Source organism: Pseudomonas sp. MWU13-2517, from assembly GCF_023242545.1.
In the GTDB taxonomy this organism is placed as follows: Bacteria; Pseudomonadota; Gammaproteobacteria; order Pseudomonadales; family Pseudomonadaceae; genus Aquipseudomonas.
Genome location: NZ_JALMFA010000022.1, coordinates 72,368 through 85,290 on the forward strand (window position 1 = coordinate 72,368; position 12,923 = coordinate 85,290).

At 60.4% G+C, this 12,923-nt stretch carries 12 protein-coding genes; 1 reads left to right on the forward strand and 11 read right to left on the reverse strand.

All coding sequences use genetic code 11. The features are described from left to right. Positions 1-29: 29 nt before the first annotated feature. The 8 genes from hutH to hutC all read right to left on the reverse strand — a co-directional run bounded on the left by hutH (position 30) and on the right by hutC (position 9,220). Positions 30-1,538: a histidine ammonia-lyase gene (hutH, locus tag M5B97_RS25935; RefSeq protein WP_134660423.1), complete on the reverse strand. Its 1,509-nt coding sequence runs from the start codon at positions 1,536-1,538 to the stop codon at positions 30-32. Positions 1,539-1,615: 77 nt separating this feature from the next. After that, on the reverse strand, positions 1,616-2,440 hold the full coding sequence (locus tag M5B97_RS25940; protein WP_123716254.1) for a glycine betaine/L-proline ABC transporter ATP-binding protein: 825 nt from the start codon (positions 2,438-2,440) through the stop codon (positions 1,616-1,618). Then, positions 2,437-3,288 (reverse strand): proline/glycine betaine ABC transporter permease, encoded by an 852-nt coding sequence (locus tag M5B97_RS25945; RefSeq protein ID WP_248733073.1) that lies wholly within the window; start codon positions 3,286-3,288, stop codon positions 2,437-2,439. Before M5B97_RS25945 ends, M5B97_RS25940 begins: the two co-directional genes overlap by 4 nt. A 72-nt stretch (positions 3,289-3,360) precedes the next feature. Continuing rightward, the gene (locus M5B97_RS25950) at positions 3,361-4,326 is read right to left on the reverse strand and encodes an ABC transporter substrate-binding protein (protein ID WP_123716256.1); all 966 of its coding nucleotides are present in this window, start codon (positions 4,324-4,326) and stop codon (positions 3,361-3,363) included. A gap of 69 nt (positions 4,327-4,395) precedes the next feature. Then, positions 4,396-5,844 (reverse strand): cytosine permease, encoded by a 1,449-nt coding sequence (locus M5B97_RS25955; RefSeq protein WP_248733074.1) that lies wholly within the window; start codon positions 5,842-5,844, stop codon positions 4,396-4,398. 80 nt (positions 5,845-5,924) lie between these two features. Further along, a complete protein-coding gene (hutU, locus tag M5B97_RS25960; protein ID WP_248733075.1) occupies positions 5,925-7,610 on the reverse strand; it encodes a urocanate hydratase in 1,686 nt (561 codons plus the stop codon). A gap of 342 nt (positions 7,611-7,952) precedes the next feature. Then, positions 7,953-8,513: a HutD family protein gene (locus M5B97_RS25965; RefSeq protein ID WP_248733076.1), complete on the reverse strand. Its 561-nt coding sequence runs from the start codon at positions 8,511-8,513 to the stop codon at positions 7,953-7,955. After that, on the reverse strand, positions 8,510-9,220 hold the full coding sequence (gene hutC / locus M5B97_RS25970; protein ID WP_177421604.1) for a histidine utilization repressor: 711 nt from the start codon (positions 9,218-9,220) through the stop codon (positions 8,510-8,512). The genes M5B97_RS25965 and hutC overlap by 4 nt, the downstream gene beginning before the upstream one ends. A gap of 147 nt (positions 9,221-9,367) precedes the next feature. Here hutC and M5B97_RS25975 point away from each other — a divergent pair, with 147 nt between their 5' ends. Continuing rightward, the gene (locus M5B97_RS25975; RefSeq protein ID WP_248733077.1) at positions 9,368-10,732 is read left to right on the forward strand and encodes a formimidoylglutamate deiminase; all 1,365 of its coding nucleotides are present in this window, start codon (positions 9,368-9,370) and stop codon (positions 10,730-10,732) included. 113 nt (positions 10,733-10,845) lie between these two features. On the opposite strand, the gene M5B97_RS25980 is transcribed toward M5B97_RS25975, so the two are convergent. The 3 genes from M5B97_RS25980 to M5B97_RS25990 all read right to left on the reverse strand — a co-directional run bounded on the left by M5B97_RS25980 (position 10,846) and on the right by M5B97_RS25990 (position 12,851). Then, positions 10,846-11,415, reverse strand: coding sequence for a lipocalin family protein (locus tag M5B97_RS25980; RefSeq protein ID WP_134660420.1), 570 nt, complete (start codon positions 11,413-11,415; stop codon positions 10,846-10,848). 30 nt (positions 11,416-11,445) lie between these two features. Beyond that, positions 11,446-11,700: a hypothetical protein gene (locus tag M5B97_RS25985; protein ID WP_060754591.1), complete on the reverse strand. Its 255-nt coding sequence runs from the start codon at positions 11,698-11,700 to the stop codon at positions 11,446-11,448. Positions 11,701-11,840: 140 nt separating this feature from the next. After that, the gene (locus M5B97_RS25990; protein ID WP_065899834.1) at positions 11,841-12,851 is read right to left on the reverse strand and encodes a class 1 fructose-bisphosphatase; all 1,011 of its coding nucleotides are present in this window, start codon (positions 12,849-12,851) and stop codon (positions 11,841-11,843) included. Positions 12,852-12,923: the final 72 nt, after the last annotated feature.

The following is a 12,923-nucleotide window of genomic DNA, read 5'->3' on the forward strand; positions in this document are numbered from 1 at the left end:
CCTTGTGAATTGTTCTTTTGAATAAGTGTTCAGTGCAAATTCGGTAACGCAGTGTCCTTGAGCAACTTGGCGGCGGCGGCGATATCCGGCGCCAGCCAGCGGTCCTGCTCGTACGCGGGGACCACTTCACGCAGCAAGCGCCAGGCACTGTCGGTGCCAGCGCCAAAGCGCTGGTCTTTCAGGAACTCAAATGCCTGGGCCGCCAGCAGGTACTCAATGGCCAGGATCTGGGTGACATTGGCCAACAGCTGATGCAGCTTGAGCGCAGCGTTGGTGCCCATGCTCAGGTGATCTTCCTGCAGGCCCGAGGTGACGAAGTTATCGAGCACCGCCGGTTGCGCCAGTTGACGGTTCTGCGCACACAGCGAGGCGGCAACGTACTGCACGATCATCATCCCGGAGTTGACGCCGGGGTTGCTGACCAGGAATGCTGGCAACCCGCTGACATGAGGGTTGATCAGGCGGTCCAGGCGACGTTCGGCCACCGAGCCGATTTCGGCCATGGCAATCGCCAGCATGTCGGCCGCTAACGCGACGGACTGGCCATGAGGGTTGGCCTGGGACACCACGCGGTAGTTGTCCGGTGTGCCGAGCACCAACGGGTTGTCAGTGGCGCTGTTGAGTTCGGTCTCGATCTGGCGGGCGGCATGATCCACTTGATCACGCGCCGCACCGTGGATCTGCGGGATCGAACGGATACTCAACGCGTCCTGGGTGCGGATGCCTTTGCTGCTGGCGATCACCTCGCTGCCATCGAGCAAGGCGCGCAGGTTGATGCCGACCTGCTGCATGCCGGGGTGCGGCTTGAGGGCGATGATTTCTTCGTCGAAGGCATCGATCTGGCCGCGCTGGGCCTCGAAACTCATGGCACCAATCAAATCGGCCCATTGCAGCAAATGATGCGCGTCGGCCAGGGCCAGGCAGCTCAGGCCGGTCATGCAAGGTGTGCCGTTGACCAGACACAAGCCGTCCTTGGCGCCCAGTACCACAGGCTGTAAACCTTCCGCGCTCAGGGCCTGTTGCGCCGCAACGATCTGCCCGCGATAGCTCACATTGCCAACCCCCAGCAAGGCCACACCGACATGGGCCATATGGGTCAGGTAACCCACCGAACCCTGGGACGGTACTTGCGGCGTGATGCCGTGGTTGAGCAGCGCCAGCAGCGAATGCACCACCTGCGGGTGCAGGCCGGACTTACCATGGCTGTAATTGATGACGGCGGCGCAAATGATCGCGCGGGTCTGCTCGTCACTCAGCATCGGGCCGACACCGCAGGCATGACTCAGCAGGGTATTGCGTGACAGCTGGCTGAGCTGCTCGCCCTTGAGCGACACATTGCACAGCGCGCCCAGCCCGGTGTTCACGCCGTAGGCGCGTTCACCGCTGGTGACGATGCGCTGCACGATGGCCTGGGCATTGTCGATCCGCGCCCAGGCCTGCCCCGACAGTTCGAGTACCGCACCGTGGCGGGCGACAGCGACGACGTCCTGCCAGCGCAATGGCGTATCGGCGATGGTGATTTTTGTTGCCTGGGACATCTTCATACCTTCTTGAATGCTTGTGCAGCCTTGCCGGCCTCGTCGCCGGCAAGCCAGCTCCTACAGATGATCGAGGCTCAGACCACCGCCGCCCGCCGCTGGACAAACCGGTCCACGTACTCATCCGCCGGCGAATGCAGGATCTCCCGGGGCGTGCCGACCTGGATCAGCTTGCCGTCCTTGAGGATCGCAATGCGGTTGCCGATGCGCACGGCCTCGTCGAGGTCATGGGTGATGAACACGATGGTTTTGTGCAGCGTCTTCTGCAGTTCCAGCAGTTGGTCCTGCATCTCGGCACGGATCAATGGGTCGAGGGCGCTGAAGGCCTCGTCCATCAGGATGATATCGGTGTCGGCCGCCAACGCCCGGGCCAGGCCGACGCGCTGGCGCATGCCGCCGGAGAGCTGGTGCGGGTACTTTTTTTCGTAGCCTTTGAGGCCCACGGTTTCGACCCAGTGCTGGGCACGTTCGGCACAGACCTGCTTGGTTTCGCCGCGCACTTTCAGGCCATAGGCGACGTTGTCGAGCACACTTTTGTGGGGCAGCAGGCCGAAGCTCTGGAAGACCATGCTGATCTTGTGTCGACGGAATTGGCGCAGGGCCTCCATGTCCAGTTGCAGGATATCTTCGCCGTCCACCAGGATCGCGCCACTGGTGGGGTCGATCAGGCGGTTGAAGTGGCGCACCAGCGTGGACTTGCCGGAGCCGGACAGGCCCATGATCACGAAGATCTCGCCGGTGCCGATGCTCAGGGACAAATCGTTCACGCCGACCACACAACCGGTTTCGGCCAGCACCTGGTCCTTGGTCTTGCCCTGGCCCACCAGCGCCAGGGCTTCCTGGGAGCGGTTGCCGAAAATCTTGAAGACGTTTTTAACTTCTATTTTGCTGACGGTAGTCATTTGCTCGCCTCATGCCGTGGACGACCATAGGCCTGGGTAATGCGGTCAATGACCACTGCAAGAATCACGATTGCCAGCCCCGCTTCAAGGCCACGCCCGACGTTGAGGGTCTGGATGCCGACCAGCACATCCTCACCCAAGCCACGGGCGCCGATCATCGAAGCGATCACCACCATGGACAACGCCATCATGGTGGTCTGATTGATCCCGGCCATGATGCTCGGCAGGGCCAACGGCAACTGCACGCCGAACAGTTGTTGCCAGCGGTTGGCACCAAACGCGTTGATGGCCTCCATGACTTCGCCGTCGACTTGGCGAATGCCCAGGTCGGTGAGGCGAATCAGCGGCGGCGCGGCGTAGATCACCGTGGCGAAAATCGCCGGCACCTTGCCCAGGCCGAACAACATCAGCACCGGAATCAGGTACACGAAGCTGGGCATGGTCTGCATGATGTCGAGCAGCGGCATCAACACCGAACGCAAGCGGTTGCTGCGCGCCGACAGGATGCCCAATGGAATGCCGATCAGCACCGAAATCACCGTGGCGACCATCATCAGCGCCAGGGTTTGCATCAGTTTGTCCCACAGGCCAACGGCACCCACCAGGAACAGCAGACCGACGATCACCACCGTGGTTACCACTTTGCGGGTGGCGTGCCAGGCGACACCGCCGACGATGATCAGCATCAGCCACCAGGGCGCTGCGCGCAGCAAGCCTTCCAGGTTGACGATGGCCCATAGCAGGGTGTCAGAAATGTGCCGGAACACATCGCCATAGTTGGTGACCAGTGAGTCCACCCAACCGTTGACCCAGTCGGCGATGGAAAACGTAAAACTCTCAGGAAACATATCGTGCTCTCGATCCAGTGGGTTGTGGCCAGGCGCCCGGCTCGCCCCTCAGGGTAGCCGGGCACGCTTGACCTACAAGGCCGCGTCGATTTTCTTGGCTGCGTCGTCGCTCACCCATGCGTGCCAGACTTCAGGATGTTCCTTGAGGAAAACTTTCGCCAGTTTTGGCGACTCAATTCGCTCTTTAGCCATGCGCCCCAGGTTCTGGTTCAGCAAGTCGATCGGCAGGTTGACCTTCTCCAGCACGGCCACCAGTTCCGGCGCCTGCTCGTGGAAAGTCTTGGACAAGCCGACCTTGATACTCACACTTTTATCCACACCGGGTTTCTCTTCCAGCTTGACCAGGTCGACCTGGCCCATCAGCGGCGTCGGAGACCAGTAGTAGAACAGGATCGGTTCGCCACGCTTGTAGCTCGACAGCACCGCCGCATCCAGCGCCGGGCCGGTGCCTGGGCGGAAGTTGGTGTAGGTGCTTTCAAGACCGTAGCTTTTCAGCATTTCGGTGTTGTCCAGCTCACAGGTCCAACCGGCGGGGCAGTTATAGAAACGGCCCTTGGAAGGCTCTTCCTGGTCCTTGAATACCGAGGCGTATTTAGCCAGGTCGGCGATATTTTTCAGGCCCGGCGCCTTGGGCTCGAGCTTGCGCTTGGCGTCGCCTTCGATCACGTAGCGCGGCACGTACCAGCCTTCGATAGCACCGACAATAGGCGCACCGACGCCGACGACCTTGCCGGCCTTCTCGGCTTTGTTCCAGACTTCGCTGCGGCCGACCCACTCTTCGGCAAACACTTGGATATCATTGCTGCTCAGGGCGTTTTCCATGGTGATGGAGTTACCTGGCAGGCTGTCGGTTTTGCAGCCGTAGCCTTTTTCCAGCACGGTTTGCAGAATGTCGGTGAGCAACATGCCGCTTTCCCAGTTCAGACCGGCGAACTTCACCGGTTTTCCGGACTCGCACCAACCGGCTGCCTGGGCACCCGCGCTTGCGAGCAGGCCGGCGGAGAACAACGAGGCCAGCAAAGTCTTATTCATTTTCATTGTTGTGACGCTCCCAATCTTGAAATGGATTACGGCAGTCAGTAGGCATCCTGCCCCGTCCACGTCCCATCAGGCCTGTGCAGCCAGCCCGTTTGTCGTTGTTGGTATAGCGCCCTGCTCTACCGGCAGGATCAGGTGGTCGGGTACCGTGCCGTGCCATTTTTTTGCACACACGTAATACAAGGCTGCCGGCAGCACCAGACCGATAATCCAGGAAATATCCACATCACCCAGCGCGGCCACCAGTGGGCCGGTGTAGAACTTGGTGGAGATGAACGGCAACTGCACCAGCACGCCGAAGACATAGACGCTGATACCGAGCAGGTTCCAGCGGCCGTAGCGACCGTTCGGGTCGGCCAATGCCGGCACGTCATAGCGCTCACGGGTGATGCAGTAGTAGTCCACCAGGTTGATCGCACTCCAGGGCGTAAAGAACGCCAGCAGGAACAGGATGAAAGACTTGAACGCACCGAGGAACGAGTGCTGGCCGAGCAACGCGATCAGGGTTGCCGTGCCGACGATCACCAGTACGAACACCAGGCGCTGCAGGCGCGTGACCTCCAGGCGACCACGGAAGCCGCTGATGATGGTCGCAATGCACATGAAGCTTCCGTAGGAGTTCAACGTCGAGATGGTGACCTTGCCGAATGCGATGCTGAAGTACAGCAGCGCGGCGGTGGCCCCCGTACCGCTCAAGCCAACGATGTAGGCCACTTCGTGACCGGCGAACTGCCCGTTGGACATGGCTGCGGCAAACACGCCGAGGATCATCGCCACCTGCGCGCCAACGACCGAACCCGCGCCGGCGGCGAAAAAGGTTTTCACCGACGACGTCTTGCTCGGCAGGTAACGCGAGTAGTCCGCCACGTAAGGGCCGAAAGCGATCTGCCAGGAGGCCGCGAGCGACACCGCCAGCAGGAAACTGCTCCAGCCGAAGTGGCGGATTTGCAGGAGGGCGCCGATGTCGGTCTGGCTCATCAGGCGACTGAACAGGTAGACAAAGGCGATCACCCCAATGACGCTGGCGACACGACCGATGAAGTGGATCACCCGGTAACCCAGTACCGTGACCAGCACGATGACACTGGCGAACATCAGGATGCCGACACTGTCGCTGACCCCAAACAACTGGCCCAGCGCCTGACCGGACAGCACAGTCCCGGTGGCCGTGAAACCGAGGTACATCAAACAGACCAGTACGATCGGGATGGCTGCGCCATACACGCCGAACTGCACTCGACTGGAAATCATCTGCGGCAGACCCAGCTTGGGCCCTTGCGCCGCATGCAACGCCATGACGCCGCCGCCGATCAGTTGACCGATCAACAGACCGATCAACGACCAGAACACATCACCGCCCAGCACCACGGCCAAGGCCCCGGTGACAATCGCGGTGATTTGCAGGTTGGCACCCATCCATAGGGTGAACTGGCTAAATAGACGACCATGTCTTTCCGCTTCCGGGATGTAGTCGATCGAACGCCTTTCGATCAACGGGGTGGTGTCGTTTGCAGCCATGTGTGTTCAACCTCTGATGGATTGTCTTGGGTTCACCGCCGATCAAGATGTGGGAGAGGGTTTGCCCCTCCCACATTGGGTTACTTGATCATCGGCAGATTGAGGCCCTGTTCCTTGGCGCAATCGATCGCGATCTGGTAACCGGCGTCTGCGTGGCGCATCACGCCGGTGGCCGGGTCGTTGTGCAGCACGCGGGCAATACGCTCGGCCGCTTCATCGGTACCGTCGCAGACGATCACCATGCCGGAGTGCTGGGAGAAGCCCATGCCCACACCGCCGCCGTGGTGCAGCGAAACCCAGGTGGCACCGCTGGCGGTGTTGAGCAGGGCGTTGAGCAGCGGCCAGTCGGAGACGGCGTCGGAACCGTCCTGCATCGATTCGGTCTCGCGGTTCGGGCTGGATACCGAGCCGGAATCCAGGTGGTCACGGCCGATCACCACGGGTGCCGACAGCTCGCCGCGGCGGACCATTTCGTTGAACGCCAGGCCCAGCTTGGCGCGCTGGCCCAGGCCAACCCAGCAGATACGTGCCGGCAGGCCCTGGAAGCTGATGCGCTCGCGCGCCATGTCCAGCCAGTTGTGCAGGTGGGCGTCGTCCGGGATCAGTTCTTTGACTTTAGCGTCGGTCTTGTAGATGTCTTGCGGGTCGCCGGACAGCGCCGCCCAACGGAACGGGCCGATGCCACGGCAGAACAGTGGGCGGATGTAGGCCGGTACGAAGCCTGGGAAGGCGAAGGCGTCTTCCACGCCTTCTTCCTGGGCCATCTGGCGGATGTTGTTGCCGTAGTCGAAGGTCGGGATGCCCTGCTTCTGGAATTCCAGCATGGCTCTGACGTGCGCGGCCATCGACTGCTTGGCGGCCTTGATCACGGCAGCCGGCTCGGTCTTGGCGCGGGCGCGGTATTCGTCCCAGGTCCAGCCGGCCGGCAGGTAGCCGTTGAGTGGGTCGTGGGCGCTGGTCTGGTCGGTGACCATATCCGGGCGCACGCCACGCTTGATCAGTTCCGGCAGGATTTCCGCGGCGTTACCCAGCAAGGCGATGGAGATGGCCTTGCCTTCCTTGGTGTATTTGGCGATGCGTGCCAGGGCGTCGTCGAGGTCGGTGGCTTGCTCGTCGACATAACGGCTGTTCAGGCGGAAGTCGATGCTGACCTGCTGGCATTCAATGTTCAGCGAGCAGGCACCGGCCAAAGTGGCAGCCAATGGCTGAGCGCCGCCCATGCCGCCGAGGCCGGCGGTGAGGACCCAGCGGCCGGTGAGGTCACTGTTGTAGTGCTGGCGACCAGCCTCTACGAAGGTTTCGTAGGTGCCCTGGACGATGCCTTGGCTGCCGATGTAGATCCAGCTGCCGGCGGTCATCTGGCCATACATGGCCAAGCCCTTGGCATCCAGTTCGTTGAAGTGCTCCCAACTGGCCCAGTGTGGTACCAGGTTGGAGTTGGCGATCAGCACGCGCGGGGCGTTGCTGTGGGTCTTGAATACGCCGACCGGCTTGCCGGATTGCACCAGCAGGGTTTCGTCGTCATTCAGGTTAGTGAGGCTCTCGACGATCTGGTCGTAGCACTCCCAGTTACGTGCCGCACGGCCAATACCACCGTACACCACCAATTCTTTCGGATTTTCGGCCACTTGCGGGTCGAGGTTGTTCATCAGCATGCGCAGCGGCGCTTCAGTCAGCCAGCTTTTGGCGGTGAGCTTGTTACCGCGGGCCGCGCGGATTTCAACGTCACGGTATTTTGTAGGCTTGGCTTTAGAAAAATCGGTCACGACTGGACTCCTCGGCATTATGCGCGAACATGGATGGTGCGAAGGAGAGTCTTACGCACACATCTTTACTTGTACATACAAGCATATGCAATCAAGCGGCCAACTTTATGAAGGAGCACTGCAGATTTTTTTGAAGGCATGCGCAAGCCTTGAAAATCAAGACTTCGAGGGATGGCAAAATTTCTTACGAGGACGTTTTACGGGGAAGGTGTTTTGTCACGATGGCGGGGCTTTGCGCCACGCTGGGGCGTTCGGTAACAAACTGGTGCGCGGGTTGGAAACAGATTAAGACTTTTTGTACAAGGAGCGAGCTTGCTCGCTCCTACAGATGGCGACTGACGCTTAACCGAGTGGAGTCAGTTCAATCAGGCAGCAGCGGCCTGTTACAGCGATATCCAACAGGCCGGTGTTGCCGTCGATTTGCAGGCAATCGTGATGGCCCAGCGTCTGGTCCAGCACCTTTACCTCATCGGCCACGCTGAACACCAACACCGTATGCGCCGTACTGAAAAAACGTTGCACGCCATCCACCCACTGCAACCGCGCGTGGTAACGCTGGGGCGAATAGATCAGGTTGAAATCGCGGATCGGCCCTGTGATCAGACGGCATGACACTTCGCTTTCACCCTTGAACGCGAACGGCTGCAACGGCAACAACCCGCGCTGCTCTTCACCATCGACAGTCAGCACCATGCCTGCACCTTTGATCACCGTGATCACGCGCTGGTAGCCGGCGAAGGTGGAAAAGCCACCGGACTCGCCAATATCGGCAATCGACAAGCGCCAACCAAAACCATCCAGGCCAATGCCCGAGTCGCGGGTGATTTCTTCGGTGCTGCCGCCACCGTTTTTCCACGGCATGCGCACGTAATCGGTGGCGCGCCAGACTTTCACTGCACTCATTTACTGAAACGTCCTTCCAGGCTATGACGGGAACCGGGGTGGATCAAACGCGCCGCAGTCACCGGTTGGCGGCCGGACCAGGTGCGCCTGCGGATCAACAGGCACGGCTCGCTTGGCTCGATCTGCAGCAGCTTGCATTCTTCGGCATCGGCGAGGATCGCTTCGACCACATGCTCGCCTTCGGTGAGCGGCGCGACCTGGTTCAAATAAGCGTAAGGCGTCTGCTGGGTGAAATCCTGTTGCAGGTATTCCGGCGCGACCAGGGCATTGACGAATCGGTCTTCGATTTGCACGGGGATGTCGTTTTCGAAATGCACGATCAGCGAGTGGAATACCCGTCCGCCTTCGCGCATTTCCAGGGCGACGGCGCGCTCGGAGCCGGCAGCTTCTTCGCCCAGGTGGATAACCTTGCACGTGTGCCGATGACCGCGGGAGGCGATCTCATCGGCAATGTTGTGCACTTCAAACAGCGCCGACTGGCTCTTGGGCTCGGCGACGAAAGTACCGACGCCTTGCATACGCACCAGCAACCCTTCGGCGGTGAGCTCGCGCAGGGCGCGGTTGATGGTCATGCGGCTGAACCCCAGCTCGCTGACCAGCTCGCTCTCCGACGGCACGCGGTAGTGAGGCGGCCAGTTGCCGTTGAGGATTTGCTGGCTGATCATCTGTTTGACGCGGGCATACAAGGGCGCCGGACTTTCGTCCATGTGGGCAGCCAGCGAAGAGTTGGCGGGCGGAGTCGGCACAGGGAATCCTTGCAGGGGAAAAAGATGCATAGATTGCCGGAGTTTACCGAGCAGGCAAACGTCTGTATATGTATATACAAATAAACACACGACCGGGGTGCCTTGATCATGTCCGCTTTCTTTGCCGAACGCGCGCTGCTGCCTAATGGATGGGCCAACGATGTACGTCTTGAAGTCAGCGCCGATGGGCTACTGACAAAGGTTGAGGCCAATGCCAGTGCAGACGCTGCCGAACGGCTGAGAGGCCCGGTTTTGGCGGGCATGCCGAATCTGCATTCCCATGCGTTTCAGCGTGCGATGGCAGGCCTGGCGGAGGTGGCGGGCAATCCGAATGACAGTTTCTGGACCTGGCGTGACTTGATGTACCGCATGGTCGGCAAGATCAACCCTGACCAACTGCACATCATCGCGCGCCAGCTGTACATCGAAATGCTCAAGGCCGGCTACACCTCGGTGGCTGAGTTTCATTATGTGCACCACGACGTCAGCGGCCAGCCGTACGCCGACCGTACGGAGTTGTCGCGGCAGATCAGCCAGGCGGCGGCAAGCAGCGGCATCGGCCTGACATTGCTGCCGGTGCTGTACACCCACGCAGGCTTCGGCGGCCAGGCGCCGAATGACGGCCAACGCCGCTTTATCAACAGCACCGAAAATTATCTCGACCTGCAGGCGCGACTCAAGCCGCTCCTCGCCGCGCAGCCGGCACAGGAGATGGGCCTGTGCTTTCACTCGCTGCGTGCCGTCACGCCACAGCAGATCAGTGACGTCCTGGCTGCCAGCGACAAAGCATGCCCGGTGCATATCCACATCGCCGAGCAGCAAAAAGAAGTCGATGACTGCCTGGCCTGGAGCGGAAAACGCCCTCTGCAATGGCTGTACGACAATGTCGCGGTGGATGAACGCTGGTGCCTGGTGCACGCCACCCATGCCGACCGCGAAGAAGTCGCGCGCATGGCCAGGAGCCGCGCTATTGCAGGGTTGTGCCTGACGACGGAAGCCAACCTGGGTGACGGGATCTTCCCGGCGGTGGATTTCCTGGCCCAAGGCGGACGCATGGGCATCGGCTCCGACAGCCATGTGTCATTGAGCGTGGTGGAAGAACTGCGCTGGCTGGAATATGGCCAACGGCTGCGTGATCAGCGGCGTAACCGCCTGTATCGCAGCGATCAGCCGATGGTGGGGCGCACCCTGTTCGATGCCGCACTGGACGGTGGCGCCCAGGCACTGGGCCAGCCCATTGGTCGATTGGAAGTGGGCAAGCGTGCGGATTGGCTGGTGCTCGATGGTAACGATCCCTACCTGGCGACGGCGTCCGAGGACGGCATTCTCAACCGTTGGCTGTTTGCCGGCGGTGACCGGCAGGTGCGCGATGTGCTCGTTAACGGCCAGTGGGTGGTGCGTGACGGGCGCCATGCAGGTGAGGAAGAAAGCAACCGGGCGTTCACGCAAGTACTGAGAGACCTGCTCGGTTAGAAATGTGAGAGGGGGCTTGCTCCCGATAGCAGGGTGTCAGTCAACAGATGTTTGACTGATCCACCGCTATCGGGAGCAAGCCCCCTCCATCGTTTATCGAGAGCGCGCTCGGGTTACTGCGAAGTCTTCGCCATCTGCTTGTCCGACGTACGCCAGATCAACCGAGTGGTGTCATACCCCTGCTGCCGCGCCCTGCTCAGCAAGTCTTCGCGGGTATCGGCACTCACCGTCGGCGTACGCGACAAGAGCCACATATAGCGCCGGCTCGGGCTGCCGACGATGGCGGTCTTGTAGTCATCGCTGACGTAAAGCACCCAGTAATCGCCCTTGGCCACGCCAGGTAGCAGCGACGTGAACCAGTTATTGAATTCCACCCAGAGCTTGTCGGTCTTGCCCGGCACCTGCGGCGTGGCGGTGCCCTTGGCTTCTTCCCATTTCCACTCGGTCGTCAGGCAGCGGTTGAACACCGACATGTCGCCATCCGGGAGCAACGTGTAGCGGGCTTCGGACTGCGCGCAGTTGCGCTGGAAGTACATCGGCAATCGGGCCAACTCATACCAGGTGCCCTGGTAACGCTTGAGGTTGACGTTGCTCGCGGTCTTGGGTTGCAGATCATCGCCAGAATGACTGGCGCAGCCCGCCAAAAACAGGCTGGCACAAAGGTATAAAACAAAACGCATCATTCTTCTTCTCCCGCAGGCTCGCGCCCCGGTTTACTTCAGGCCTTGCCCGGAAAACATCAGAACTTTGTCACCGGCGTATTGCACGCTGATAAAGCTGTTTTTATCGCCCCACGTACAACTGGACATACCCAGTGCACCGGAACAATCGGTCGGCTTGCCCAGCAACGACTCAACCTCGGCCTTGGCCATGCCGGCCGACAGCTTCGCGTAGTTTTCTTGAGTGACCTTGCTGCAAGCGGCTAACAGCACGCAAAAAGCCAACAAGGCGAGACGGCGTAGAGACATGGAAAAGCTCCTGGAGAGACAAAGCAGCTGGGGTATCTGCCAGAAGCTTAGAAGGGAAAAGAGGTGTCTGGTTCCCAACGGGCAAAAACAAAAAAGCCCCGAAAACGCTGAAACGTCTCGGGGCTTTTTACCGTCAGGTGTTACGCCTTGTGATAAGCCGTCACACGCTCGACTTCTTCCTTCGAACCCAGGAACACCGCCACGCGCTGATGCAGGCCTTCAGGCTGAATGTCGAGGATACGCTGGTGGCCGTCGGTGGATGCACCGCCCGCCTGTTCAACCAGGAAGGACATCGGGTTGGCCTCGTACATCAGGCGCAGTTTGCCCGGCTTGGACGGCTCGCGGCTGTCACGTGGGTACATGAACAGACCACCACGGGTCAGGATGCGGTGCACATCGGCCACCATCGCAGCGACCCAGCGCATGTTGAAGTTCTTCTTCAACGGACCTTCTTCGCCTTCCATCAACTCGTTGACGTAACGCTGCACCGGAGCTTCCCAGTGGCGCTGGTTGGACATGTTGATGGCAAATTCCTGGGTGGAAGCCGGGATGGAGATGTCTTCGTGGGTCAGCACGAAGCTGCCCATTTCGCGATCCAGGGTGAAACCCTTGACGCCGTCGCCCAGGGTCAGTACCAGCATGGTCTGCGGGCCGTAGATTGCATAGCCGGCGGCGACCTGCTCGGTGCCTGGCTGCAGGAAAGCCTTTTCGTTCAGGGCTTCGTTCTGGCTCAGGTATTCATTCGGGCAGCGCAGTACCGAGAAGATGGTGCCGACCGGAGCGTTGATGTCGATGTTGGACGAACCGTCCAGTGGGTCGAACACCAACAGGTAGGCGCCTTTCGGGTATTTGCCCGGGATCTGGTAGGCATTGTCCATTTCTTCGGACGCCATACCGGCCAGGTGACCGCCCCATTCGTTGGCTTCGAGCAGGATCTCGTTGGACAGCACGTCGAGTTTCTTCTGCACTTCGCCTTGGACGTTTTCAGTGCCCATGCTGCCCAGGACACCACCCAGCGCGCCTTTGGACACGGCGTGGCTGATTTCCTTGCAAGCACGCGCCACCACTTCGATAAGGAAGCGCAGATCGGCAGGCGTGTTGTTGCTGCGGGTCTGCTCGATCAAATAGCGACTCAAGGTAACGCGGGACATGGAAGGCTCCGAAGAATGGGGGGCTTAAAAACCCGCGCAGTTTAACGCGAGTCGAGGCTTATTTCCTCTAAT

Excerpts from the sequence above, each read along its gene's own strand:
- hutH (WP_134660423.1), bottom strand. The coding sequence starts at position 1,538 with ATGTCCCAGGCAACAAAAATCACCATCGCCGATACGCCATTGCGCTGG.
- M5B97_RS25940 (WP_123716254.1), bottom strand. The coding sequence starts at position 2,440 with ATGACTACCGTCAGCAAAATAGAAGTTAAAAACGTCTTCAAGATTTTC.
- M5B97_RS25945 (WP_248733073.1), bottom strand. The coding sequence starts at position 3,288 with ATGTTTCCTGAGAGTTTTACGTTTTCCATCGCCGACTGGGTCAACGGT.
- M5B97_RS25950 (WP_123716256.1), bottom strand. The coding sequence starts at position 4,326 with ATGAAAATGAATAAGACTTTGCTGGCCTCGTTGTTCTCCGCCGGCCTG.
- M5B97_RS25955 (WP_248733074.1), bottom strand. The coding sequence starts at position 5,844 with ATGGCTGCAAACGACACCACCCCGTTGATCGAAAGGCGTTCGATCGAC.
- M5B97_RS25965 (WP_248733076.1), bottom strand. The coding sequence starts at position 8,513 with ATGAGTGCAGTGAAAGTCTGGCGCGCCACCGATTACGTGCGCATGCCG.
- hutC (WP_177421604.1), bottom strand. The coding sequence starts at position 9,220 with ATGGACGAAAGTCCGGCGCCCTTGTATGCCCGCGTCAAACAGATGATC.
- M5B97_RS25975 (WP_248733077.1), top strand. The coding sequence starts at position 9,368 with ATGTCCGCTTTCTTTGCCGAACGCGCGCTGCTGCCTAATGGATGGGCC.
- M5B97_RS25980 (WP_134660420.1), bottom strand. The coding sequence starts at position 11,415 with ATGATGCGTTTTGTTTTATACCTTTGTGCCAGCCTGTTTTTGGCGGGC.
- M5B97_RS25985 (WP_060754591.1), bottom strand. The coding sequence starts at position 11,700 with ATGTCTCTACGCCGTCTCGCCTTGTTGGCTTTTTGCGTGCTGTTAGCC.
- M5B97_RS25990 (WP_065899834.1), bottom strand. The coding sequence starts at position 12,851 with ATGTCCCGCGTTACCTTGAGTCGCTATTTGATCGAGCAGACCCGCAGC.